Genomic DNA, 24,369 nt, shown 5'->3' with positions numbered 1-24,369 from the left:
GAGGTCCCGACTCCCATGAAGAACAAGGCAGTTGCCGCGGCCGCCCTCCTGCTGCTCGCCCCCCTGACGGCCTGCGGCGGCAACGCGGCGGCCGGTGACGGTTCCACGGTCACCGTGACCGTCGGCTACCAGTCCAGGACCATCAACACCGTCACCGCCGGCACCCTCCTCCGCTCGCTGGGCTCCTTCGAGAAGGAGCTGAACGCCCTCGGCGACGGCAGGACCTACAAGGTCGACTGGCAGGACTACGCCACCGGCGCCCCGATCACCGCCCAGATGACCGCCGGGAAGATCGACATCGGTTCGATGGGCGACTTCCCGCTCCTCATCAACGCGGCCCGCGGCAAGCAGCTCGGCAAGCCGACCCACCTGGTCTCCGTCACCGGCTACAACCTCCGCGGCGGCCTCAACACCATCGTCACCGCGCCCGACTCGAAGCTGGCCGCGCTGACCGACCTGCGCGGCAAGAAGGTCTCCACCAGCGTCGGCTCCGCCGCCGACGGCACCCTCGTACGAGCGCTCCAGCGCGCCGGCCTCGACCCGGACAAGGACATCGAGAAGCTCAACCAGCAGCCCGCGGTGGGCGCTTCGGCCCTGTCGGCGGGCAGCGCGGACGCGCTCTCCCAGTTCGTCGCCTGGCCCGGCCTGCTCACCTACCAGGGAAAGGCGAAGGCCCTCTACGACGGCGCCGAGCTGAACCTCCCCACCTTCCACGGCGTCACCGCCCGCGAGGACTTCGCGCGGCAACGCCCCACCGTCCTGGAGGCTTTCCTCAAGGCCCAGGCCGAGGCCACGGACTACCTGAACGACCACCCCGTCGACGCCGCCGAGAAGGTCGCGAAGGCCACCGGCCTGCCCGCCGAGGTCGTCTACCTCTACAACGGCGCCCACGGCATCTCCACCTTCGACCCCGCGATCAAGCCCCAGCTGGTCTCTGCGCTCAAGGACGACGTCGCGATCCTGAAGTCGGCCAAGCTGACCGGCGACATCGACGTGGACGCCTTCGTCGACGACCGCTACGTCAGGAAGGCCCTCGGCACGTCGTACGCCGAGCAGCTCACCGCCGCTCCGCCCGCCGCCGCGAGCGAGGTCTGGCCCAAGGGCGCCTCCGCGACCCGCGCCTTCAAGACGCCCGCCGAACTCCTCGCGTACGTCTCGGCCCACCAGGACGGCATCCGCGCCGCCTACGTCCCCGACGCCACCACGGGCACCCTCTGGTTCGCCGACAAGGCGGTCTGGGTGGCCGACGGCGACAAGCTGCTGCCCTTCGTCGCACCGGCGACCGCGAAGACGTACGTCGCCGAGCACGGCGGTGCCCGCGTGGTGACGTACGCCGACGCGCTGGAGCGGGCGTCGTGAGCCGGCCGCTGCCCCTCGCCGGCCGGTACGCCCTGCGGGTGGCCTCCCTGGTGGTCGCCCTCGGGGTGTGGCAGGCGCTGACCAGCCTCGACATCGACCTGTGGCTGCGCTTCTCGCAGTTCCCCACGGTCACCGACGTGGCCCACGCCTTCGCCGACCGGCTGGCCGGGCCCGACTTCTGGACCGACCTCACCGACAGCCTGACCCGCATCCTCAGCGGCTTCCTGCTGGCGGCGGTGCTCGGCGTGGCGACGGGCGTGCTCGTGGCGCGCTCCCGGCTCGCCGAGGACCTGCTCGGGCCGGTGCTGGAGGTCGTCCGCCCGATCCCGGCCATCGCCCTCGTACCCGTCGCCATCCTCCTGTTCCCCTCCAACGAACAGGGCATCGTCTTCATCACCTTCACCGCCGCCTACTTCCCCGTCCTGGTCTCCACCCGGCACGCGGTCCGGGCGCTCACGCCCGTGTGGGAGGAGGCGGTGCTGACGATGGGCGGCGGGCGGTGGCGGGTCCTCGGCTCGGTCGTCCTGCCGGGTGCGCTGCCCGGCATCTTCGGCGGGCTGTCGGTCGGCATCGGCGTCTCGTGGATCTGTGTGATCTCCGCCGAGATGATCTCCGGCCAGTACGGCGTCGGCTACCGCACCTGGCAGGACTACACCGTCGTCGACTACCCGGGCGTCTTCGTCGGCATGGTCACCATCGGCGTCCTCGGCTGGCTCACCTCCACGGCAGTGGAACTGCTGGGCCGCCGCCTGACCCGCTGGCTGCCCCGGACGTCGTACGCCACCGGAGGCCGACCGCGGAACGTCCGCGCGGTGCCTTCCGCACGGCAGCGCGAGTCCGCCGCGCCCGCTCCGAAGACCGGTTCCACGACCGAGGAGGCACGCGATGAGCACCTCGTCTGAGGCAGTCACGGGGAACTCCGCGTCCACCGAGGCATCCGTCAGGACGACCGCCCGCGGCACCCGTCTCACCCTCCGCGCCGCCACCCTCGGCCGCCCCGGCGCCCCCGCCGTCACCGGCGTCGACCTCGACGTCGCCCCCGGCGAGATCCTCACCGTCGTCGGACCGTCCGGCTGCGGCAAGTCGACGCTGCTGCGCACGCTGGCCGGGCTGCTGGCACCCCTCGACGGCGAGGCCGACCAGGACGGCCGACCGCTGACGGGCCCGTCCGCCGACCGCGCCCTGGTCTTCCAGGAGGACGCCCTGCTGCCCTGGCGCACCCTGCGGGCGAACGTCGAACTCCCACTCGCCATCCAGGGGTCGGCGCGCACCGACCGCAGGCGACAGGCCGAGTCCTGGCTCGCCCGCGTCGGGCTCGGCGAACAGTCCCGCCAACTGCCGCACCGCGTCTCCGGGGGCCAGCGCCAGCGCGCCCAGCTGGCCCGGGCGCTGGCCGGCCGGCCGCGCGCGGTGCTGATGGACGAGCCGTTCGGCGCCCTCGACGCCCAGACCCGCGCCGGCATGCAGGACCTGCTCGTGGAGGTGCTGCACGGCACGGGCGCGACCGTCGTCTTCGTCACCCACGACGTCGACGAGGCCCTCTTCCTCGGCGATCGCGTCGCGCTCCTCGGCAACGGCCGCCTCACCGCCGTACGCGAGGTGCCGCGCCCCCGCGACCGCACCGCGCGCGACGACCCGGCGCGGCTCGCGCTGCGGCGCGACGTCCTGTCCTCCCTCGGTTCCTGAAAGGCCCCTCGGTGACCAGCCCCGCGAACACCCCCCTGGCGATCCCCGCCCTCACCGACGCCGAGGAACTCTCCTGCGACGTCCTCGTCATCGGCGGCGGCACCGCAGGCACCATGGCCGCGCTGACCGCCGCCGAGCGCGGCGCCGACGTGATCCTCCTGGAGAAGGCCCACGTCCGGCACTCCGGCGCCCTCGCCATGGGCATGGACGGCGTCAACAACGCGGTCGTCCCCGGCCGCGCCGAGCCCGACGACTACGTCGCCGAGATCACCCGCGCCAACGACGGCATCGTCGACCAGTCCACCGTCCGCCAGACCGCCACCCGCGGCTTCGGCATGGTGCAGCGCCTGGAGTCGTACGGCGTGAAGTTCGAGAAGGACGAGCACGGCGACTACGCGGTCCGCCAGGTCCACCGCTCCGGCTCCTATGTGCTGCCGATGCCGGAGGGCAAGGACGTCAAGAAGGTCCTGTACCGGCAGTTGCGGCGGCGCGAGATGCGGGAGCGGATCCGCATCGAGAACCGGGTGATGCCGGTGCGGGTGCTGACGGCGCTCGACGACGGGCGGGCCGTGGGAGCGGTCGGCTTCAACACCCGCACGGGCGCCTTCGTGACGGTCCGCGCGGGCGCGGTCATCCTCGCGACCGGCGCCTGCGGCCGTCTCGGCCTGCCCGCCTCCGGCTACCTCTACGGCACCTACGAGAACCCCACCAACGCGGGTGACGGCTACGCCATGGCCTACCACGCGGGCGCCGAGCTCACCGGCATCGAGTGCTTCCAGATCAACCCGCTGATCAAGGACTACAACGGCCCCGCCTGCGCCTACGTCGCCAACCCCTTCGGCGGCTACCAGGTCAACCGGCACGGCGAACGCTTCGTCGACTCCGACTACTGGTCCGGCCAGATGATGGCGGAGTTCGCGGCGGAGGTGGCGTCCGACCGGGGGCCGGTCTACCTCAAGCTCAGCCACCTCCCCGAGGAGTCGGTCTCGGCGTTGGAGTCGATCCTGCACTCCACGGAGCGGCCCACGCGCGGGACGTTCCACGCGGGCCGCGGCCACGACTACCGCACCCACGACATCGAGATGCACATCTCCGAGATCGGCCTGTGCGGCGGCCACTCCGCCTCGGGGGTACGGGTCGACGACCACGCCCGCACCACCGTCCCCCGCCTCTACGCCGCCGGCGACCTGGCCTGCGTCCCGCACAACTACATGATCGGCGCCTTCGTCTTCGGCGACCTCGCGGGCGCGGACGCTTCCCAGTACGCGGCGTACGAAGGGGAGTTGCCCGCCGACCAGCTCCGCGAGGCGCACGAACTGATCTACCGTCCGCTGCGCAACCCGGACGGCCCGCCGCAGCCCCAGGTCGAGTACAAGCTGCGGCGCTTCGTGAACGACTACGTGGCCCCGCCGAAGTCGGGGGCCCGGCTGTCGCTCGCCCTGGAGTCCTTCGAGCGGATGCGGGACGACATCGCCGCGATGGGCGCCCGCACCCCGCACGAGCTGATGCGCTGCGCCGAGGTCTCCTTCATCCGCGACTGCGCGGAGATGGCCGCGCGTGCGTCCCTGGCCCGCACGGAGTCCCGCTGGGGCCTCTACCACGACCGCCTCGACCACCCCCGTCGCGACGACGCCTCCTGGTTCCACCACCTCGATCTGCACAAGTCCCCCTCTGGTGCGATGGAGTTCACGGCCCGTCCCGTGGCTCCCTATCTGGTTCCGGTCGAGGAGTTCACCCCGACCGGCGGCCCCTCCCGACACCTCGGCGAGGTGCACCCGGAGGACGTGGCGACGGCCGGGTCCAGGGACCGGGCGCCGGTGGCGGCAGGGGTGGCGGTGGCGGCGGGGGTGGCGGTGGCCGAGGACAGCGGCCCGGACCCTTCCGACCGCCATCCCGGGCTCGACGCCCGACCCGCCGCCGAGCACTCGGCCACCCGGCTCCTGGAGCTGGTGGCCCTCGCCGAGGAGGAGCCGGAACTCCACGCCCTGCGGCCCTACTTGACCGACCCTGCGGCCGCGGTGCGACGTGAGGCCGTCGCCGTGCTCACCGAGACCCTGCCCCCGGGCACCGGCCCCGCCCTGGCCGACGCGCTCCGCGACCCCGCCGTCGAGGTCCGTGCCGCCGCCGCGGCCTCGCTGCGCGAGCTGGTCGAGGCGCTCCCGCCCGAACCCGCCCTGCGCGAGGGCCTCGCCGTCGCCCTCCGCGAACCCGACCCGGTCGTGCGCGCTGCCGCCCTCGACGTCCTGCGTGCCCTGCGGCTGGGCGACACCGCGCTGTTCACGGGCTCCCTGACGGACGACGACATCGCCGTCCGCATCGAGGCCGTACGCGCCCTCGTCTCGGTCGACGCCGCCGAGGAACTGGCCCGCGCGGCGACGTCCGACCCGTCCCGCGAGGTCCGTGTCACCTTCGCCAAGGCCCTGGCGACGGTGTCCACAGGGCGCCTCGACGTCGTCCTGCCGGCGCTCGCCACGCTCACGGCGGACGCCGACGCCCTGGTACGAGGCGCCGCCTACGCCGCCCTGGGCACCACCGGTTGCCCCGGACCGCTCGCCGAGCGCGCCGTCGCCGCCTTGGCCGACGCCACCTGGCAGGTGCGCTCCGGAGCGGCGACCGCCCTCTCCGGAGCGGAGGCCGACACCGCCGTCCCCGCCCTGGCCAAGGCGCTCACCGACCCGAACGCCGATGTCCGCAAGGCGGCGGTCATGGCCCTGACCCGGCACAGGGCCACCGAGGCCGCCCGCGCCGCCCTGGCCACGGCCACGGCCGACTCGGACGCCGACGTCAGGGCGTACGCGTCGCGGGCGCTGTGACGGGTGCCGGGCCCACGGCTACGTCCAGTCGGGCTCCGGCTCCTCGTCCATCTCGGGCCAGTCGTCCGGTTCCGGCGCGGCCCCGTCGTCGGCCTTCTGAGCCTCCGCCGTCGGCTCCCCCATCCCGGCCAGCACGGCCAGGACGCCTTCCCCGTACGTCGCCAGCTTCTTCTCGCCGACCCCGCCGACCTCACCGAGCTGCCCCACCGACGTCGGCCAGACCGTCACGATCTCCCGGAGCGTGGCGTCGTGGAAGATCACGTAGGCCGGGACGCCCTGTTCCTTCGCCTGCTCGGCGCGCCAGGCCCGCAGCGCCTCGAAGGCGGGAAGCAGCGCCTCGGGCAGTTCGACCGCGGCGGGCTTCGACTTGCCCCTTCCGGAGGAGGACGAGGAGCCCGGCGTCTTCGCCACCGTCGGCTTCTTGGGTTCCTTCCGCAGCGGCACCTCCCGCTCCCGCCGCAGCACCGCCCCGCTGGCCTCGGTCAGCGTCAGCGTGCCGTACTCCCCCTCCACTGCGAGCAGCCCCTGCGCCAGCAACTGCCGTACGACACCGCGCCATTCGGCCTCGGTCAGCTCCTCGCCGATGCCGAAGACGGACAGCTGGTCGTGGTCGAACTGGATGACCTTGGCGGTGCGCCGGCCCAGCAGGATGTCGACGATCTGCACCGCGCCGAACTTCTGCCCCCGCTCCCGCTGGAGCCGCACCACCGTCGACAGCACCTTCTGCGCCGCGATGGTGCCGTCCCAGGTCTCGGGTGGGGTGAGGCAGGTGTCGCAGTTGCCGCAGCCCACCGGGTCCGGCTCCTGGCCGAAGTAGTTCAGCAACTGCCCGCGGCGGCACTGCGCGGTCTCGCACAGGGCCAGCATCGAGTCCAGGTGGGCGGCGGCGCGGCGGCGGAACGCCTCGTCGCCCTCGCTCGACTGGATCATCTTGCGCTGCTGTATGACGTCGTTGAGGCCGTAGGCCATCCAGGCCGTCGAGGGCAGTCCGTCGCGTCCCGCGCGGCCGGTCTCCTGGTAGTAGCCCTCGACCGACTTCGGCAGGTCGAGGTGGGCGACGAAGCGGACGTCCGGCTTGTCGATGCCCATGCCGAAGGCGATGGTCGCGACGACGACCAGGCCGTCCTCCCGCAGGAACCGGGACTGGTGCGCCGCGCGCGTGCCCGCGTCCAGGCCGGCGTGGTACGGGACCGCCTCGATGCCGTTCTTGGCGAGGAACTCGGCCGTGGCATCCACCGACTTGCGCGACAGGCAGTACACGATGCCGGCGTCGCCCTCGTGCTCCTGGCGCAGGAAGCTCAGCAGCTGCTTCTTGGGGTCGGCCTTGGGCACGATCCGGTACTGGATGTTGGGCCGGTCGAAGCTCGCCACGAAGTGCCGGGCGGCCGGCATGTTCAGCCGCTGGGTGATCTCCTGGTGCGTCGCGTGCGTGGCCGTGGCCGTCAGCGCGATGCGCGGGACGTCGGGCCAGCGCTCGCCGAGCAGGGACAGGGCGAGGTAGTCGGGGCGGAAGTCGTGGCCCCACTGGGACACGCAGTGCGCCTCGTCGATCGCGAAGACCGCGATCTTGCCGCGGGAGAGCAGGTCGAGGGTGGAGTCCAGCCGCAGCCGCTCGGGCGCCAGATAGAGCAGGTCCAGCTCGCCCGCGAGGAACTCGGCCTCCACCACCCGCCGCTCGTCGAAGTCCTGCGTGGAGTTCATGAACCCGGCGCGCACGCCGAGCGCCCGCAGCGCGTCCACCTGGTCCTGCATCAGCGCGATGAGCGGCGAGACGACGATGCCCGTACCGGGTCTGACCAGGGACGGGATCTGGTAGCACAGTGACTTGCCGCCGCCGGTCGGCATGAGCACGACGGCGTCGCCGCCCGCGACCACATGTTCGATGACGGCTTCCTGCTCACCCCGGAAGGCGTCGTACCCGAACACCCGGTGCAGCGCGGCCAGCGCCTCGCTCCCGGCCGCCCCGGCGGGCCCTGCCACCTCGGTCACCCCTGGCATCTCGCTGATCCCGCCCATCCCACCCATAGTCCTGTCCCCCGTACGTCGTCCCTCGACCACTGCCTCCACGATAGGGGCCCGCACCGACAGCGCCGGAGTTATCCACAGGCCCGTCCCGTGACGCTCCGCGTTCACTCCAATGGTCCGCGTCACATGGAGGCGCTCCGGCCTCCGGGGACATGCTGCTCAGGCGGGCAGGGGAGGCCCGCCTCCCGGACAGCGCGCCTCGACCGGTGCGCGCCCCTTCCGCTTCAAGGAGCCCTCGCATGTTCTCTCGGCCCCTCAAGGCCGCCGTCGCCGCGGCGATAGCCGGTGCCTTCTCCCTGACCGCCGCGCCCGCGCAGGCCGCGCCCGCGGACGACGCCTGGGCCGCCCTGGTCCCCACGTACGCGGCGACCGGCAAGTACGCGTACGAGCCCTTCGCCCCCACGGGCGGCTACGCGCGCACCAACGCGTGCGTGCCCCACATGGGCTACCACTACGTCAACGGGCAGCTGCTGGCCGACCCCGCTGTCGATCCCGCCAAGCCCGAGGCCCTGCTGTACGAGGGCGGATCCACCACCAGCACCCGCAAGCTGGTCGGGGTGGAGTGGATCGTTCCGGACACGGCCGTGACCACGGCCCCGACGCTGTTCGGTCAGACCTTCTCCCACGACACGGTGCTGAAGGTCTACTCGCTGCACGCGTGGATCTACAAGAGGAACCCCGACGGACTCTTCACGGCCTTCAACCCGACGGTGACGTGCCCGGCCTGAGCGCACCCGAAAGGGCCCCGGTCCCACAAGGGGAGACCGGGGCCCTTCGCAGCCGACCGCGGGTCAGCGCACGAACACTCCCGCCTGGTTGGCCAGGTCCAGGAAGTACTGCGGCGCCACACCGAGCACCAGCGTGACCGCGACACCGACGCCGATCGCCGTCATCGTCAGCGGCGACGGCACGGCGACCGTCGGGCCCTCGGGCCGCGGCTCGCTGAAGAACATCAGCACGATGACGCGGATGTAGAAGAACGCCGCGATCGCCGACGAGATCACACCGACCACGACCAGCGGTGCCGCGCCGCCCTCCGCCGCCGCCTTGAACACGGCGAACTTCCCGGCGAACCCGGAGGTCAGCGGAATGCCGGCGAAGGCCAGCAGGAACACCGCGAACACGGCCGCGACCAGCGGCGAACGGCGGCCGAGCCCCGCCCACTTGGACAGGTGCGTGGCCTCGCCGCCGGCGTCGCGGACCAGCGTGACCACCGCGAACGCGCCGATCGTCACGAACGAGTACGCGGCCAGGTAGAAGAGGACGGACGACACCCCGTCCGGCGTGGTCGCGATGACGCCCGCGAGGATGAAGCCCGCGTGCGCGATCGACGAGTACGCCAGCAGCCGCTTGATGTCGGTCTGCGTGATCGCGACGATCGCGCCGCCGAGCATGGTGACGATGGCGACGCCCCACATGACCGGCCGCCAGTCCCAGCGCAGACCGGGCAGGACGACGTACAGCAACCGCAGCAGGGCACCGAACGCGGCCACCTTCGTCGCCGCCGCCATGAACCCGGTCACCGGCGTCGGCGCGCCCTGGTAGACGTCCGGCGTCCACATGTGGAACGGGACCGCGCCGACCTTGAACAGCAGGCCCATCACGATCATCGCGCCGCCGATCAGCAGCAGCGCGTCGTTGCCCATGGTGTCCGCGAGCGCCGGGTCGACGTTCGTGACCGTGCCGTCGACGACCTGCGCGATCGTGGCGTACGACACCGAGCCCGCGTAGCCGTAGAGCAGCGCGATGCCGAACAGGGTGAACGCGGAGGCGAAGGCGCCGAGCAGGAAGTACTTGACCGCGGCCTCCTGCGACATGAGCCGCTTGCGGCGGGCCAGCGCGCACATCAGGTACAGCGGCAGGGAGAAGACCTCCAGGGCCACGAACAGCGTCAGCAGGTCGTTGGCCGCGGGGAAGATCAGCATGCCGGCGACGGCGAAGAGCAGCAGCGGGAACACCTCGGTGGTGGTGAACCCGGCCTTCACGGCCGCCTTCTCGCTGTCGCTGCCCGGCACCGAGGCGGCCTGGGCGGCGAAGGAGTCGACCCGGTTGCCGTGCGCCTCGGGATCGAGCCGGCGTTCGGCGAACGTGAACAGGCCGACCAGGCCCGCCAGCAGGATGGTGCCCTGAAGGAAGAGCGCCGGTCCGTCGACGGCGATGGCGCCCATCGCCGCGATCCCGGCCTTCGTCGTGGCGTACCCGTCGGCCGCGAGGGCGACGACCGCGGCGAAGGCGGCGGCCAGTGCCACGGCGGACAGGAACACCTGGACGTAGTACCGCTGCTTGCGCGGGACGAACGCCTCGACGAGCACCCCGACGATCGCCGCACCGACGACGATCAGCGTGGGCGACAATTGTCCGTATTCGATCTTCGGCGCGTCGATCTTCGAGATCGGATCGGCCGCGGTTGTCCACAGGCTGTGGACGGCTGTTGCGCTCACTTGGCCGCCTCCACCTCGGGCTGGGGGTCCTTCTTCTGTACGTCGGACAAGGTCGACTTGACCGCCGGGTTGACGATGTCCGTGACCGGCTTCGGATAGACCCCGAGGAAGATCAGCAGGACGATCAGCGGTGCGACGACCACGAGCTCACGGACCCGCAGGTCCGGCATCGCGGACACCTCGGCCTTCACCGGGCCCGTCATCGTCCGCTGGTAGAGGACGAGGGTGTAGAGCGCGGCGAGCACGATGCCGAAGGTGGCGATGATGCCGATCACCGGGTAGCGGGAGAACGTGCCGACCAGCACCAGGAACTCACTGACGAACGGCGCGAGTCCGGGCAGCGACAGGGTCGCGAGGCCACCGATCAGGAACGTGCCGGCGAGCACCGGGGCGACCTTCTGCACACCGCCGTAGTCGGCGATGAGCCGCGAGCCGCGCCGCGAGATCAGGAAGCCCGCGACCAGCATCAACGCGGCCGTGGAAATACCGTGGTTGACCATGTAGAGCGTCGCGCCGGACTGGCCCTGGCTGGTCATCGCGAAGATGCCCATGATGATGAAGCCGAAGTGCGAGATCGACGCGTACGCCACCAGCCGCTTGATGTCCCGCTGGCCGACGGCGAGCAGCGCCCCGTAGACGATGCTGATCAGCGCCAGGACGAGGATCGCGGGCGTCGCCCACTTCGACGCCTCCGGGAAGAGCTGGAGGCAGAAGCGGAGCATCGCGAAGGTGCCGACCTTGTCGACGACCGCCGTGATGAGGACGGCGACCGGGGCGGTGGCCTCGCCCATCGCGTTGGGCAGCCAGGTGTGCAGCGGCCACAGCGGCGCCTTCACCGCGAACGCGAAGAAGAAGCCCAGGAACAGCCAGCGTTCGGTGTTGGTCGCCATGTCGAGCGAGCCGTTGGCCCGCGCCTCGGCGATCTCCTGGAGGCTGAAGTTCCCGGCGACCACGTACAGGCCGATCACCGCGGCCAGCATGATCAGACCGCCGACCAGGTTGTAGAGCAGGAACTTCACGGCGGCGTACGACCGTTGCGTGGACGCCGCCTCCTCGCCGTGCTCGTGGGCCCGGTCCCCGAAGCCGCCGATGAGGAAGTACATCGGGATCAGCATGGCTTCGAAGAAGATGTAGAAGAGGAAGACGTCGGTGGCCTCGAAGGAGATGATCACCATCGCCTCGACGGCCAGGATCAGGGCGAAGAAGCCCTGCGTCGGCCGCCACCGCTTGCTGCCGGTCTCCAGCGGGTCGGCGTCGTGCCAGCCCGCCAGGATGATGAACGGGATCAGCAGGGCGGTGAGCGCGAGGAGCGACACCCCGATGCCGTCCACACCCAGTTCGTAGCGGACTCCGAAGTCCGCGATCCAGGAGTGGGATTCGGTGAGCTGGTAGCGGTCGCCGTCCGGGTCGAAGCGGACCAGGACGGTGATCGCGAGGGCGAGGGTGGCGAGCGAGACGAGCAGCGCCAGCCACTTGGCGGCGGTGCGCTGCGCGGCCGGTACGGCGGCCGTGACGACCGCCCCGATCGCGGGGAGCGCCGCCGTCGCTGTCAGCAGAGGAAAGGACATCGGTATCAGACCGCCCTCATCAGCAGGGTCGCGGCGATGAGAACCGCCGCACCGCCGAACATCGAGACCGCGTACGACCGCGCGTAGCCGTTCTGGAGCCTGCGCAGCCGTCCGGAGAGGCCGCCGACCGAGGCCGCCGTGCCGTTGACGACTCCGTCGACCAGGGTGTGGTCGACGTACACCAGGGACCGCGTGAGGTGCTCGCCGCCGCGGACCAGGACCACGTGGTTGAAGTCGTCCTGGAGCAGGTCGCGCCGGGCGGCCCGGGTGAGCAGCGACCCGCGCGGGGCGACGGCCGGGACCGGGCGGCGCCCGTACTGGAGCCAGGCGATCGCGACGCCGATGACCATCACCGTCACGGTGGCCGCCGTGACCGTGGCCGCGCTGATCGGCGCGTCTCCGTGGCTGTGCCCGGTGACGGGCTCCAGCCAGTGCAGGAAACGGTCACCGATGCTGAAGAAGCCGCCCGCGAAGACCGATCCGAAGGCCAGCACGATCATCGGGATCGTCATGGAGCGCGGCGACTCGTGCGGGTGCGGCTCCGCGTGCTCGCCGTGGTGCTCGGCGGCGGGCTCCGCGCTGGGCGCCTCCGGGGAGCGGGTCGGCTGGTTCCTCCAGCGTTCTTCTCCGAAGAACGTCATCAGCATCACGCGCGTCATGTAGAAGGCGGTGATGGCCGCGCCCAGCAGGGCGCAGGCGCCGAGGATCCAGCCCTCGGTGCCGCCCTTGGCGAAGGCCGCCTCGATGATCTTGTCCTTGGAGAAGAAGCCGGACAGACCCGGGAAGCCGATGATGGCGAGGTAGCCGAGGCCGAACGTCACGAAGGTGACCGGCATGTACTTGCGCAGGCCGCCGTACTTGCGCATGTCGACCTCGTCGTTCATGCCGTGCATGACCGAACCGGCGCCGAGGAACAGCCCGGCCTTGAAGAAGCCGTGCGTCACCAGGTGCATGATCGCGAAGACGTAGCCGATGGGGCCGAGGCCCGCGGCGAGGACCATGTAGCCGATCTGCGACATGGTCGAGCCGGCCAGCGCCTTCTTGATGTCGTCCTTCGCGCAACCGACGATCGCACCGAACAGGAGCGTGACGGCACCGACGACGGTGACGACGAGCTGCGCGTCCGGGGCGAGGTTGAAGATGTTGGCGGAGCGGACGATCAGGTAGACGCCCGCGGTCACCATCGTCGCGGCGTGGATCAGGGCCGAGACCGGGGTCGGGCCCTCCATCGCGTCCCCGAGCCAGGACTGGAGCGGCACCTGGGCGGACTTGCCGCAGGCGGCGAGCAGCAGCATCAGGGCGATGCCGGTGAGCGTGGCCTCGGAGGCGCCGGTGACGAGTCCGGGCTCCTCGTGCGAGCCGAGGACGGGGCCGAAGGCGAACGTCCCGAACGTCGTGAACATCAGCATGATGGCGATCGACAGGCCCATGTCGCCGACGCGGTTGACCAGGAAGGCCTTCTTCGCGGCGGTGGCGGCGCTGGGCTTGTGCTGCCAGAAGCCGATGAGCAGGTAGGACGCGAGACCCACGCCCTCCCAGCCGACGTACAGCAGCAGGTAGTTGTCGGCGAGGACGAGGATCAGCATCGCCGCGAGGAACAGGTTCAGGTAGCCGAAGAAGCGGCGGCGCCGCTCGTCGTGCTCCATGTACCCGACCGAGTACAGGTGGATCAGCGAGCCGACGCCCGTGATCAGCAGCACGAACGTCATCGACAGCTGGTCGAGGCGGAAGGCGACGTCCGCCTGGAAGCCCTCGACCGGGACCCAGCTGAACAGGTGGCTCGTCAGGGTCCGGTGTTCGGCGTTCTTGCCGAGCAGGTCGGCGAAGAGGACGAGGCCGAGCACGAAGGAGACGGCCGCGAGCAGGGTGCCGATCCAGTGGCCGACGCGGTCCAGGCGCCGGCCGCCGCACAGCAGTACGGCCGCTCCGAGCAGGGGCGCCGCCACCAGCAGCGCAATCAGGTTCTCCACGATTCTTCCGACCCCTCAGAGCTTCATCAGGCTGGCGTCGTCGACCGACGCCGAGTGGCGGGAACGGAACAGGGACACGATGATCGCGAGCCCGACCACGACCTCGGCGGCGGCGACGACCATCGTGAAGAACGCGATGATCTGGCCGTCGAGATTGCCGTGCATCCGGGAGAAGGCGACGAACGCGAGGTTGCAGGCGTTGAGCATGAGCTCGATGCACATGAACACGACGATCGCGTTGCGCCTGATCAGTACGCCGGTGGCGCCGATCGTGAACAACAGGGCCGCGAGGTAGAGGTAGTTGACGGGGTTCACTTCGACGCCTCCTCGGCCCGCTTGAGGTTGGCCGGCTCGACCGCGGTGCGCTCCAGGCGTTCCTCGGAGCGCTGCTCCAGCGCCTTGAGGTCGTTGAGCGCCTCCTGGGAGACGTCCCGGATCTGGCCGCGCTCGCGGAGCGTCTTGCTGACCGTGAGCTCCGACGGGGTGCCGTCGGGCAGCAGGCCCGCGATGTCCACGGCGTTGTGCCGGGCGTAGACGCCGGGGGCCGGCAGCGGCGGTACGTGCTTGCCCGCGCGGACGCGCTCCTCGGCCAGCTCGCGCTGGGTCTTGGCGCGCTCGGTGCGCTCGCGGTGGGTGAGCACCATGGCGCCGACGGCGGCCGTGATCAGCAGGGCGCCGGTGATTTCGAAGGCGAAGACGTACTTGGTGAAGATGAAATTCGCGAGGCCCTCCACGTTGCCGTTCGCGTTCGCCTGCGCCAGGCCGTTGAACTCCGTGAGCGAGGCGTTGCCGATGCCCGCGATCAGCAGGATGCCGAAGCCGAGCCCGCAGAGAAGGGCCAGCCAGCGCTGGCCCTTGATGGTCTCCTTCAGGGAGTCGGCGGCCGTGACGCCGACGAGCATCACCACGAAGAGGAACAGCATCATGATCGCGCCGGTGTAGACGACGATCTGCACGATGCCCAGGAAGTAGGCGCCGTTGGCGAGGTAGAACACCGCCAGGATGATCATGGTCCCGGCGAGCGACAGCGCGCTGTGCACGGCCTTCTTCATGAACACGGTGGCCAGGGCGCCGAGCACGGCGACGGTGCCGAGCACCCAGAACTGGAAGGCCTCGCCGGTCGAGGTGGAGTAGGCGGCGAGATTGCTCATGCCGTCGCCTCCTCTTCCTCGGACGCGCCCGAAGGGCTTGCCGATGGATGCAGCTCGCCCTTGGACACGGCGACCTGCTGGACCGTGCCGGGCGCGGCCTCGGTCACCAGGCCCCGGTAGTAGTCCTGCTCGTCGGTGCCCGGGTAGATCGCGTGGGGCGTGTCGACCATGCCGTCTTCCAGACCGGCGAGCAGCTGCTCCTTGGTGTAGATCAGGTTCGCGCGGCTGGAGTCGGCGAGCTCGAACTCGTTGGTCATCGTCAACGCGCGCGTGGGGCACGCCTCGATGCACAGGCCGCACAGGATGCAGCGGGCGTAGTTGATCTGGTAGACGCGGCCGTACCGCTCGCCCGGCGAGTAGCGCTCCTCGTCCGTGTTGTCGGCGCCCTCCACATAGATGGCGTCGGCGGGGCAGGCCCAGGCGCACAGCTCGCAGCCGACGCACTTCTCCAGGCCGTCCGGATGGCGGTTGAGCTGGTGCCGTCCGTGGAAGCGGGGAGCGGTGGTCTTCTGCTGCTCCGGGTACTGCTCGGTCAGCCGCTTCTTGAACATGGCCTTGAAGGTCACGCCGAAGCCGGCGACAGGGTTCATGAAACCGGGCTTGGTCTCCTTGGGCTCCTCAGCCATCGGACGCCTCCTTTCCATCCAGAGATCCGTCGTCACTCTGAGTATTCACGCCACCACTGACAATCAGCTCCCGCTCCTGCCGCGAGCGACGCCTCGGCACGGCCGGCAACTCCTGTCCGGGCAGCGGCGGTACGGGGAATCCGCCGGCCATCGGGTCGAATCCGACGGCCGCCGCGGGCTCGTCCTCCTTGGACTTGCCGCGGAACATGTCGGCGACGAAGGAGAGCAACAGCAGGACCAGGACACCGCCGCCGATGTAGAGGGCGATGTCGGCGAAGTCGTAGTTCTCGTTCCTGAGGGTCCGCACGGTCGCGACGAGCATCAGCCACACCACGGAGACCGGGATCAGAACCTTCCAGCCGAGCTTCATCAACTGGTCGTAGCGGACGCGAGGGAGCGTGCCGCGCAGCCAGATGAAGAAGAACAGCAGCAGCTGGACCTTGATGACGAACCAGAGCAGCGGCCACCAGCCGTGGTTGGCGCCCTCCCAGAAGGTGCTGATGGGCCAGGGGGCCCGCCAGCCGCCGAGGAAGAGGGTCACGGACACCGCCGAGACCGTCACCATGTTCACGTACTCGGCGAGCATGAACAGCGCGAACTTGATCGACGAGTACTCGGTGTTGAAGCCGCCGACGAGGTCGCCCTCGGACTCCGGCATGTCGAAGGGGGCGCGGTTGGTCTCGCCGACCATCGTGACGATGTAGATGATGAAGGAGACCGGCAGCAGGATGACGTACCAGCGGTCCTGCTGCGCCTCGACGATCGCCGAGGTCGACATCGACCCGGAGTAGAGGAACACCGAGGCGAAGGCGGCGCCCATGGCGATCTCGTACGAGATCATCTGCGCGCAGGAGCGCAGGCCGCCGAGGAGCGGGTAGGTCGATCCGGAACTCCAGCCGGCGAGCACGATGCCGTAGATGCCGACCGAGGCGACCGCGAGGATGTAGAGCATCGCGATCGGCAGGTCGGTGAGCTGCATCGTGGTGCGCTGGCCGAAGATCGAGATCTCGTTGCCGGCCGGGCCGAAGGGGATCACCGCGATCGCCATGAAGGCCGGGATGGCCGCGATGATCGGCGCGAGGATGTAGACCACCTTGTCCGCGCGCTTGACGATGACGTCTTCCTTGAGCATCAGCTTCACGCCGTCGGCGAGCGACTGGAGCATGCCCCAGGGGCCGTGCCGGTTGGGGCCGATGCGCAGCTGCATCCAGGCGACGACCTTGCGCTCCCAGACGATGGAGAACAGCACGGTCACCATCAGGAACGCGAAGCAGAAGACGGCCTTGACGACAACGAGCCACCAGGGGTCGGTGCCGAACATCGAGAGGTCTTCCGCCGCGAGGGACGGGCTCATGCCTCCACCTCCTTGGGGGCTTCGGCTGCGGGCGTCGCCGGGCCGATGCGGACGAGAGAGCCGGGCAGCACACCGGCGTCGGAGGCGACGCCCCCGCCCACGGAGTTCAGCGGCAGCCAGACCACGCGGTCGGGCATCTCGGTGACCTGGAGCGGGAGTTCGACGACTCCGGAGGAGCCGGTCACGGCCAGGACGTCGCCGTCCTTGACGCCGACCTCGGCGGCGGTCGCGGCCGACACGCGCGCGTGGGCGGCGTGCCGGGTGCCCGCGAGCGCCTCGTCGCCCTCCTGGAGGCGGCCCTGGTCGAGCAGCAGCCGGTGTCCGGCGAGGACGGCCTCTCCTGCGGCGGGCCTCGGCAACTGGGCCGCCGTCTCCAGCGGTTCGGTGGCCCGAGGGCCGTCCCAGGCGCCGAGCCGGTCGATCTCGCCGCGCACGGTCCGCAGGTCCGGCAGACCCAGGTGGACGTCCATGGCGTCGGCCAGCATCTGCAGCACGCGCGCGTCGGTCGGCGCGAGGCGGCGGGTCATCTGGTCGGGCTTGAGCGCGGCCTCGAAGAAGCGCACCCTGCCTTCCCAGTTGAGGAAGGTGCCGGCCTTCTCGGCGACCGCGGCGACCGGCAGGACGACGTCCGCGAGCTCGGTGACCTCGCTGGGCCGCAGCTCCAGCGAGACCAGGAAGCCGACCTCGCCGAGCGCCTCACGCGCGCGTGCCGGGTCGGGCAGGTCGGCGACCTCGACGCCGGCGACGAGCAGCGCCTGGAGCTCGCCGGTGGTGGCGGCCTCGATGATCTGCGTGGTGTCCCGGCCGTAGCGGTGCGGGAGTTCGGCGACGCCCCAGGCGGCGGCGACCTCCTCACGCGCACGCGGGTCGGTGGCCGGACGGCCGCCCGGCAGCAGCGTCGGCAGCGCACCGGCCTCGACGGCACCGCGCTCCCCCGCCCTGCGCGGGATCCACACCAGCTGGGCCCCGGTCGCGGACGCGGCCCGTACGGCGGCGGTCAGTCCGCCCGCCACGGCGGCCAGCCGCTCGCCGACGACGATGACCGCGCCCTCGGCCCGCAGCGCCTCGGCGGCCTGCGCGCCGCCCTCCTCCAGGCCGACGCCGCCCGCGAGCGCGTCCAGCCACTCGGTCTCGGTGCCGGGGGCGGCCGGCAGCAGCGTGCCGCCCGCCTTGGTCAGGCCGCGCGTGGCGTACGTGGCCAGCGAGAAGACCTTCTGTCCGTGCTTGCGCCAGGCCTTGCGCAGCCGCAGGAAGACACCGGGCGCCTCCTCCTCGGCCTCGAACCCGACCAGCAGGACCGCGGGGGCCTTCTCCAGCGCGGTGTACGTGACGCCCGTACCGTCGAGGTCGCGGCCGTGGCCGGCGATCCGGGCGGCCAGGAAGTCGGCCTCCTCGCCGCTGTGCACGCGCGCGCGGAAGTCGATGTCGTTGGTGTCGAGCGCCACGCGCGTGAACTTGCTGTACGCGTAGGCGTCCTCGATGGTGAGCCGGCCGCCGGTCAGCACACCGGTCCGGCCGCGCGAGGCGAGCAGGCCCTGCGCGGCGATCTCCAGCGCCTCCGGCCAGGAGGCCGGGACGAGGTCACCCTCGGGGTTGCGGACCAGGGGCGTCTCCAGCCGGTCGCGCTGCTGCGCGTACCGGAAGGCGAACCGCCCCTTGTCGCAGATCCACTCCTCGTTGACCTCGGGGTCGTTGGCGGCGAGCTTGCGCATGACCTTGCCGCGCCGGTGGTCGGTGCGGGTGGCGCAGCCGCCGGAGCAGTGCTCGCACACGCTCGGCGTGGAGACCAGGTCGAAGGGGCGGGAGCGGAAGCGGTACGCCGCCGAGGTGAGCGCGCCGACCGGGCAGATCTGGATGGTGTTGCCGGAGAAGTACGACTCGAACGGGTCACCCTCACCGGTACCGACCTGCTGGAGCGCACCGCGTTCGACCAGCTCGATCATCGGGTCGCCCGCGACCTGGTTGGAGAACCGGGTGCAGCGGGCGCACAGCACGCACCGCTCACGGTCGAGCAGCACCTGCGTGGAGATCGGCACCGGCTTCTCGTACGTCCGCTTCTTGCCCTCGAAGCGGGACTCGGACTGGCCGTGCGACATGGCCTGGTTCTGCAAGGGGCACTCGCCGCCCTTGTCGCAGACCGGGCAGTCGAGGGGGTGGTTGATGAGGAGGAGCTCCATCACACCGTGCTGCGCCTTCTCGGCGGCCGGCGAGGTGAGGTGGGTCTTCACCACCATGCCGTCGGTGCAGGTGATGGTGCACGACGCCATCGGCTTGCGCTGGCCCTCGACCTCGACGATGCACTGGCGGCAGGCGCCGGCCGGGTCGAGCAGGGGGTGGTCGCAGAAGCGCGGGATCTCGATGCCGAGCTGCTCGGCGGCCCGGATGACCAGGGTGCCCTTGGGCACGCTGATCTCGGCGCCGTCGATGGTCAGCGAGACGAGATCCTCCGGCGGGACCGCCGCCTCTCCCCCGCCCGAGGGAGCGCTCGTGGTCACCGTCATGCGTTCACCTCCGTGCGGGAGTCGGCCCAGACCGTGGACTTGGCCGGGTCGAAGGGGCAGCCGCGGCCCGTGATGTGCTGCTCGTACTCCTCGCGGAAGTACTTCAGCGAGGAGAAGATCGGCGAGGCGGCGCCGTCGCCGAGGGCGCAGAACGACTTGCCGTTGATGTTGTCGGCGATGTCGTTCAGCTTGTCGAGGTCGGACATGACGCCCTTGCCGGCCTCGATGTCGCGCAGCAACTGCACCAGCCAGTACGTGCCTTCGCGGCAGGGCGTGCACTTGCCGCAGGACTCGTGGGCGTAGAACTCGGTCCAGCGGGTGACGGCGCGCACGACGCAGGTGGTCTCGTCGAAGCACTGCAGAGCTTTGGTGCCGAGCATGGAACCCGCGGCACCCACTCCTTCGTAGTCAAGAGGGACGTCGAGGTGCTCGTCGGTGAACATCGGCGTCGAGGAGCCGCCCGGCGTCCAGAACTTGAGCCGGTGCCCGGGTCGCATGCCGCCGCTCATCTCCAGCAGCTGGCGCAGTGTGATGCCGAGCGGGGCCTCGTACTGGCCGGGGCTGGCGACGTGGCCGCTGAGCGAATAGAGCGTGAAGCCCGGGGACTTCTCGCTTCCCATCGACCGGAACCATTCTTTGCCCCGATGCAGAATCGCGGGAACCGACGCGATCGATTCGACGTTATTCACCACAGTCGGGCAGGCATAGAGGCCTGCGACCGCAGGAAAGGGGGGACGGAGCCGCGGTTGACCACGACGGCCTTCGAGCGAGTCGAGGAGTGCGGTCTCCTCACCGCAGATGTACGCGCCCGCGCCCGCGTGCACGGTGATGTCGAGATCGAGCCCGCTGCCCAGGATGTTCTTCCCGAGGTAGCCGGCCGCGTAGGCCTCGCTCACGGCCGAGTGCAACCGCCGCAGCACTGGCACCACTTCACCGCGCAGATAGATGAAGGCATGCAACGACCTGATGGCATAACACGCGATGATCATGCCCTCGATGAGGCTATGCGGGTTCGCGAAGAGGAGCGGAATGTCCTTGCAGGTTCCGGGCTCCGATTCGTCGGCGTTGACAACTAGATAGTGCGGCTTTCCATCCCCCTGGGGAATGAACTGCCATTTCATTCCCGTGGGGAATCCCGCGCCGCCGCGACCGCGCAGACCGGAGTCCTTGACGTACGCGATCAGGTCGTCCGGCGACATCGCGAGCGCCTTGCGCAGGCCCTCGTATCCCTCGTGCCTCTTGTAGACGTCCAGCGTCCAGGACCTGTCCTCGTCCCAGAAGGCCGACAGCACGGGTGCGAGCAGCTTCTCGGGGCTGGTGTCTTTCAGCTCGGGTGCCAAGGTCATCACTCCCCCTCCTCGGCGACAGGCCCCGCCGGGTGGGTCGGGTCGGAGGCCGACGTGTCCTGCGGCGCGTCGTGCGAACTCAGATGCTCGGTCGGTGACGGCTCGTGCACGGTCCGGTCCTGCGGCGCCCTGTCCTGCGGCGCGTCGTGCGGACCGGCGTCAGGCGTGCCGGCGTCGTGCGGACCGCCGTCGCGCGGATGGACCACGCGTGCGGGTGCGGCCTCTCCCCTGGCCAGGCGGAGGCCCACCAGCGAAGCGGGTCCTGCCGCGCCGCTTGCCTCGACGGCACCTGGCCGCTCGTCGGGGAAGCCGGCGAGGATCCGCGCGGTCTCCTTGAAGGTGCACAGCGGCGCCCCGCGCGTGGGCTGCACCGGACGGCCCGCGATCAGGTCGTCGACGAGGCGTTTCGCGCTGCCCGGGGTCTGGTTGTCGAAGAACTCCCAGTTGACCATCACGACCGGCGCGAAGTCGCAGGCCGCGTTGCACTCGATGTGCTCCAGCGTGACCTTGCCGTCCTCGGTGGTCCCGCCGTTGCCGACGCCCAGGTGCTCCTGGAGGGACTCGAAGATCGCGTCGCCGCCCATCACCGCGCACAGTGTGTTGGTGCAGACGCCGACCTGGTAGTCGCCGCTCGGCCGCCGCCGGTACATCGTGTAGAAGGTGGCGACCGCGGTGACCTCGGCCGTGGTCAGGCCGAGCACGTCCGCGCAGAACTGCATCCCGGTGCGCGTGACATGGCCTTCCTCCGCCTGCACGAGATGCAGCAGCGGAAGGAGCGCGGACCGGGAGTCGGGGTAGCGGGCGATGATCTCGCGCGCGTCCGTCTCGAGGCGGGCTCGGACGTCGTCCGGGTAGGCGGGCGCGGGCAGTTCGGGCATGCCCAGGCTGACGCCCCGCTCCGAAGAAGAGGTGGTCACCGGTCGACGCCTCCCATCACGGGGTCGATGGACGCGACGGCGACGATGACGTCGGCGACCTGGCCGCCCTCGCACATCGCCGCCATGGCCTGAAGGTTGGTGAAGGACGGGTCGCGGAAGTGGACCCGGAAGGGGCGGGTGCCGCCGTCGGACACCGCGTGCACCCCGAGTTCGCCCTTGGGCGACTCGACGGCCGCGTACGCCTGTCCCGGCGGTACGCGGAAGCCCTCGGTGACCAGCTTGAAGTGGTGGATCAGGGCCTCCATGGAGGTACCCATGATCTTCTTGATGTGGTCGAGGGAGTTGCCGAGACCGTCGGGGCCGAGCGCGAGCTGGGCGGGCCAGGCGATCTTCTTGTCGGCGACCATGACCGGGCCGGGCTGGAGCCGGTCCAGGCACTGCTCGACGATGTGCAGCGACTGGCGCATCTCCTCCAGGCGGATCAGGAACCGCCCGTAGGAGTCGCAGGTGTCGGCGGTCGGGACCTCGAAGTCGTAGGTCTCGTAGTCGCAGTAGGGCTGCGACTTGCGCAGGTCGTGCGGCAGGCCGGTGGAGCGCAGGATCGGGCCGGTGGCGCCGAGGGCCATGCAGCCGGCCAGGTCGAGGTAACCGACGTCCTGCATACGGGCCTTGAAGATGGGGTTCCCGGTGGCGAGCTTGTCGTACTCCGGGAGGTTCTTCTTCATCTTCTTCACGAACTCGCGGATGTGGTCCACCGCGCCGGGCGGCAGGTCCTGGGCGAGTCCGCCGGGGCGGATGTACGCGTGGTTCATCCGCAGGCCCGTGATGAGCTCGTAGATGTCGAGAATCATTTCACGATCACGGAATCCGTAGATCATGATCGTGGTGGCGCCGAGTTCCATGCCGCCGGTGGCGATGCACACCAGGTGCGAGGACAACCGGTTCAGCTCCATCAGGAGCACTCGGATGATCTTGGCGCGCTCGGTGATCTGGTCCTCGATGCCGAGGAGCTTCTCGACGGCGAGACAGTAGGCGGTCTCGTTGAAGAAGGACGTCAGGTAGTCCATGCGCGTCACGAACGTGGTGCCCTGCGTCCACGTGCGGAACTCGAGGTTCTTCTCGATGCCGGTGTGCAGGTAGCCGATGCCGCAGCGGGCCTCGGTGACCGTCTCGCCCTCGATCTCCAGGATCAGGCGCAGCACTCCGTGGGTGGACGGGTGCTGGGGGCCCATGTTGACGACGATGCGCTCGTCGTCGGCGCGGGCCGCGGACTGGACGACCTCGTCCCAGTCGCCACCGGTGACCGTGTAGACGGTGCCCTCGGTGGTCTCGCGGGGGGTTGCGTGCGAAGTGCTCACGAGTACGACCTCCGCTGGTCCGGAGCCGGGATCTGGGCGCCCTTGTACTCGACGGGGATGCCGCCGAGGGGGTAGTCCTTGCGCTGCGGATGGCCCTGCCAGTCGTCCGGCATCATGATCCGCGTCAGGGCCGGGTGACCGTCGAAGACGATCCCGAAGAAGTCGTAGGTCTCGCGCTCGTGCCAGTCGTTGGTCGGGTACACGGAGACCAGGGACGGGATCTTCGGGTCGGCGTCCGGGGCGCTGACCTCCAGGCGGATCAGCCGGTTGTGGGTGATCGAGCGCAGGTGGTAGACGGCGTGCAGCTCGCGGCCCTTGTCGTGCAGGTAGTGGACGCCGCTGACGCCCGTGCAGAGCTCGAAGCGCAGGGCCGGGTCGTCGCGCAGGGTGCGGGCGACGCGCAGCAGGTGCTCGCGCTCGATGTGGAAGGTGAGCTCGCCGCGGTCGACGACCGTCTTCTCGATGGCGTTGTCGGGCAGGAGGCCCTGTTCCTCCAGGGCTCCCTCCAGCTCGTCGGCGACCTCGTCGAACCAGCCGCCGTAGGGGCGGGCCGCGGGTCCCGGGAGACGGATCGAGCGGACGAGGCCGCCGTAGCCGGAGGTGTCGCCGCCGTTGTCGGCGCCGAACATGCCGCGCTGGACGCGGATCTCCTCGCCACCCTCGCCCCGCTGTCCGGGAAGGTTCGAGGCGCCCAGGTCCTTCTCGGGGTTCACCCCGTTCGCGTCGCTCACCGCAGCAGCCCCTTCATCTCGATCGTGGGCAGGGCCTTGAGCGCCGCTTCCTCCGCCTCCCGGGCCGCTTCCTCGGCGTTCACGCCGAGCTTGGAGCCCTGGATCTTCTGGTGGAGCTTGAGGATGGCGTCCATGAGCATCTCCGGCCGCGGCGGGCAGCCGGGGAGATAGATGTCGACGGGGACGATGTGGTCGACGCCTTGCACGATCGCGTAGTTGTTGAACATGCCGCCCGAGGAGGCGCAGACCCCCATGGAGATGACCCACTTGGGGTTCGGCATCTGGTCGTAGACCTGCCGCAGCACCGGCGCCATCTTCTGGCTGACCCGGCCGGCGACGATCATGAGGTCGGCCTGGCGGGGTGAGCCGCGGAAGACCTCCATGCCGAAGCGGGCCAGGTCGTAGCGTCCGGCGCCGGTGGTCATCATCTCGATGGCGCAGCAGGCCAGGCCGAAGGTGGCCGGGAAGACGGACGCCTTGCGCACCCAGCCCGCGGCCTGCTCGACGGTGGTCAGCAGGAAACCGCTCGGCAGCTTTTCTTCGAGTCCCATGAGTTAAAGGC

General features: G+C 70.4%; 19 protein-coding genes. 5 read left to right on the top strand and 14 right to left on the bottom strand.

Annotation, left to right across the window (positions count from 1 at the left end; translation table 11 throughout):
* Window positions 1–15: 15 nt before the first annotated feature.
* From EJC51_RS28620 to EJC51_RS28605, 4 genes are read left to right on the top strand one after another with little or no spacing between them, the layout of a single operon-like run.
* On the top strand, window positions 16–1,359 hold the full coding sequence (locus EJC51_RS28620) for an ABC transporter substrate-binding protein (protein ID WP_126273724.1): 1,344 nt from the start codon (window positions 16–18) through the stop codon (window positions 1,357–1,359).
* Window positions 1,356–2,261: an ABC transporter permease gene (locus EJC51_RS28615; protein ID WP_126273723.1), complete on the top strand. Its 906-nt coding sequence runs from the start codon at window positions 1,356–1,358 to the stop codon at window positions 2,259–2,261. The genes EJC51_RS28620 and EJC51_RS28615 overlap by 4 nt, the downstream gene beginning before the upstream one ends.
* Window positions 2,245–3,045 (top strand): ABC transporter ATP-binding protein, encoded by an 801-nt coding sequence (locus tag EJC51_RS28610; protein WP_126273722.1) that lies wholly within the window; start codon window positions 2,245–2,247, stop codon window positions 3,043–3,045. Before EJC51_RS28615 ends, EJC51_RS28610 begins: the two co-directional genes overlap by 17 nt.
* An 11-nt stretch (window positions 3,046–3,056) precedes the next feature.
* Window positions 3,057–5,858: a fumarate reductase/succinate dehydrogenase flavoprotein subunit gene (locus EJC51_RS28605; RefSeq protein WP_126273721.1), complete on the top strand. Its 2,802-nt coding sequence runs from the start codon at window positions 3,057–3,059 to the stop codon at window positions 5,856–5,858.
* 18 nt (window positions 5,859–5,876) lie between these two features.
* Here EJC51_RS28605 and recQ read toward each other — a convergent pair whose 3' ends face one another.
* Window positions 5,877–7,883, bottom strand: a complete 2,007-nt coding sequence (gene recQ, locus EJC51_RS28600) for a DNA helicase RecQ (protein WP_126273720.1) — start codon at window positions 7,881–7,883, stop codon at window positions 5,877–5,879.
* A gap of 239 nt (window positions 7,884–8,122) precedes the next feature.
* On the opposite strand from recQ, the gene EJC51_RS28595 reads away from it, so the two are divergent.
* Window positions 8,123–8,611 carry a hypothetical protein gene (locus tag EJC51_RS28595; RefSeq protein WP_126273719.1) on the top strand — a complete coding sequence of 163 codons (489 nt, stop codon included), beginning with the start codon at window positions 8,123–8,125 and terminating at the stop codon, window positions 8,609–8,611.
* Between the two features lie 63 nt (window positions 8,612–8,674).
* Here the strand turns inward: EJC51_RS28595 and nuoN are convergent, their stop codons facing one another.
* The 13 genes from nuoN to EJC51_RS28530 are packed head-to-tail and all read right to left on the bottom strand — an operon-like array spanning window position 8,675 to window position 24,358.
* Complete coding sequence (nuoN, locus tag EJC51_RS28590; protein WP_126273718.1) at window positions 8,675–10,324, bottom strand: NADH-quinone oxidoreductase subunit NuoN; 1,650 nt, start codon at window positions 10,322–10,324, stop codon at window positions 8,675–8,677.
* Window positions 10,321–11,892, bottom strand: coding sequence for an NADH-quinone oxidoreductase subunit M (locus tag EJC51_RS28585; RefSeq protein ID WP_126273717.1), 1,572 nt, complete (start codon window positions 11,890–11,892; stop codon window positions 10,321–10,323). Before EJC51_RS28585 ends, nuoN begins: the two co-directional genes overlap by 4 nt.
* Window positions 11,893–11,897: 5 nt before the next feature.
* Window positions 11,898–13,862 (bottom strand): NADH-quinone oxidoreductase subunit L, encoded by a 1,965-nt coding sequence (nuoL, locus tag EJC51_RS28580; RefSeq protein ID WP_126273716.1) that lies wholly within the window; start codon window positions 13,860–13,862, stop codon window positions 11,898–11,900.
* 15 nt (window positions 13,863–13,877) lie between these two features.
* A complete protein-coding gene (gene nuoK, locus EJC51_RS28575; protein ID WP_003974374.1) occupies window positions 13,878–14,177 on the bottom strand; it encodes an NADH-quinone oxidoreductase subunit NuoK in 300 nt (99 codons plus the stop codon).
* The gene (locus tag EJC51_RS28570) at window positions 14,174–15,013 is read right to left on the bottom strand and encodes an NADH-quinone oxidoreductase subunit J (protein WP_126273715.1); all 840 of its coding nucleotides are present in this window, start codon (window positions 15,011–15,013) and stop codon (window positions 14,174–14,176) included. Before EJC51_RS28570 ends, nuoK begins: the two co-directional genes overlap by 4 nt.
* A complete protein-coding gene (gene nuoI, locus EJC51_RS28565; protein WP_126273714.1) occupies window positions 15,010–15,639 on the bottom strand; it encodes an NADH-quinone oxidoreductase subunit NuoI in 630 nt (209 codons plus the stop codon). The genes EJC51_RS28570 and nuoI overlap by 4 nt, the downstream gene beginning before the upstream one ends.
* Complete coding sequence (gene nuoH, locus EJC51_RS28560) at window positions 15,632–16,993, bottom strand: NADH-quinone oxidoreductase subunit NuoH (protein ID WP_126273713.1); 1,362 nt, start codon at window positions 16,991–16,993, stop codon at window positions 15,632–15,634. The genes nuoI and nuoH overlap by 8 nt, the downstream gene beginning before the upstream one ends.
* Window positions 16,990–19,494 carry an NADH-quinone oxidoreductase subunit G gene (locus EJC51_RS28555; protein WP_126273712.1) on the bottom strand — a complete coding sequence of 835 codons (2,505 nt, stop codon included), beginning with the start codon at window positions 19,492–19,494 and terminating at the stop codon, window positions 16,990–16,992. The genes nuoH and EJC51_RS28555 overlap by 4 nt, the downstream gene beginning before the upstream one ends.
* Window positions 19,491–20,840, bottom strand: coding sequence for an NADH-quinone oxidoreductase subunit NuoF (gene nuoF, locus EJC51_RS28550; RefSeq protein WP_126273711.1), 1,350 nt, complete (start codon window positions 20,838–20,840; stop codon window positions 19,491–19,493). The genes EJC51_RS28555 and nuoF overlap by 4 nt, the downstream gene beginning before the upstream one ends.
* Complete coding sequence (nuoE, locus tag EJC51_RS28545; protein WP_126273710.1) at window positions 20,840–21,757, bottom strand: NADH-quinone oxidoreductase subunit NuoE; 918 nt, start codon at window positions 21,755–21,757, stop codon at window positions 20,840–20,842. Before nuoE ends, nuoF begins: the two co-directional genes overlap by 1 nt.
* Complete coding sequence (locus EJC51_RS28540) at window positions 21,754–23,076, bottom strand: NADH-quinone oxidoreductase subunit D (protein ID WP_059192994.1); 1,323 nt, start codon at window positions 23,074–23,076, stop codon at window positions 21,754–21,756. The genes nuoE and EJC51_RS28540 overlap by 4 nt, the downstream gene beginning before the upstream one ends.
* Window positions 23,073–23,807: an NADH-quinone oxidoreductase subunit C gene (locus EJC51_RS28535; protein WP_126273709.1), complete on the bottom strand. Its 735-nt coding sequence runs from the start codon at window positions 23,805–23,807 to the stop codon at window positions 23,073–23,075. Before EJC51_RS28535 ends, EJC51_RS28540 begins: the two co-directional genes overlap by 4 nt.
* Window positions 23,804–24,358, bottom strand: a complete 555-nt coding sequence (locus tag EJC51_RS28530) for a NuoB/complex I 20 kDa subunit family protein (RefSeq protein ID WP_030494814.1) — start codon at window positions 24,356–24,358, stop codon at window positions 23,804–23,806. Before EJC51_RS28530 ends, EJC51_RS28535 begins: the two co-directional genes overlap by 4 nt.
* Window positions 24,359–24,369: the final 11 nt, after the last annotated feature.

This window comes from Streptomyces aquilus (assembly GCF_003955715.1).
Lineage (GTDB): Bacteria > Actinomycetota > Actinomycetes > Streptomycetales > Streptomycetaceae > Streptomyces > Streptomyces aquilus.
Note: the sequence above shows the minus strand (reverse complement) of the source record. Positions and strands in the feature narration are given on the sequence as shown.

Coding starts and splice junctions, on each gene's coding strand:
- EJC51_RS28620 (WP_126273724.1), top strand. CDS start 16: ATGAAGAACAAGGCAGTTGCCGCGGCCGCCCTCCTGCTGCTCGCCCCC.
- EJC51_RS28610 (WP_126273722.1), top strand. CDS start 2,245: ATGAGCACCTCGTCTGAGGCAGTCACGGGGAACTCCGCGTCCACCGAG.
- recQ (WP_126273720.1), bottom strand. CDS start 7,883: ATGGGTGGGATGGGCGGGATCAGCGAGATGCCAGGGGTGACCGAGGTG.
- EJC51_RS28595 (WP_126273719.1), top strand. CDS start 8,123: ATGTTCTCTCGGCCCCTCAAGGCCGCCGTCGCCGCGGCGATAGCCGGT.
- EJC51_RS28585 (WP_126273717.1), bottom strand. CDS start 11,892: ATGTCCTTTCCTCTGCTGACAGCGACGGCGGCGCTCCCCGCGATCGGG.
- EJC51_RS28570 (WP_126273715.1), bottom strand. CDS start 15,013: ATGAGCAATCTCGCCGCCTACTCCACCTCGACCGGCGAGGCCTTCCAG.
- nuoI (WP_126273714.1), bottom strand. CDS start 15,639: ATGGCTGAGGAGCCCAAGGAGACCAAGCCCGGTTTCATGAACCCTGTC.
- nuoH (WP_126273713.1), bottom strand. CDS start 16,993: ATGAGCCCGTCCCTCGCGGCGGAAGACCTCTCGATGTTCGGCACCGAC.
- EJC51_RS28555 (WP_126273712.1), bottom strand. CDS start 19,494: ATGACGGTGACCACGAGCGCTCCCTCGGGCGGGGGAGAGGCGGCGGTC.
- nuoF (WP_126273711.1), bottom strand. CDS start 20,840: ATGACCTTGGCACCCGAGCTGAAAGACACCAGCCCCGAGAAGCTGCTC.
- EJC51_RS28530 (WP_030494814.1), bottom strand. CDS start 24,358: ATGGGACTCGAAGAAAAGCTGCCGAGCGGTTTCCTGCTGACCACCGTC.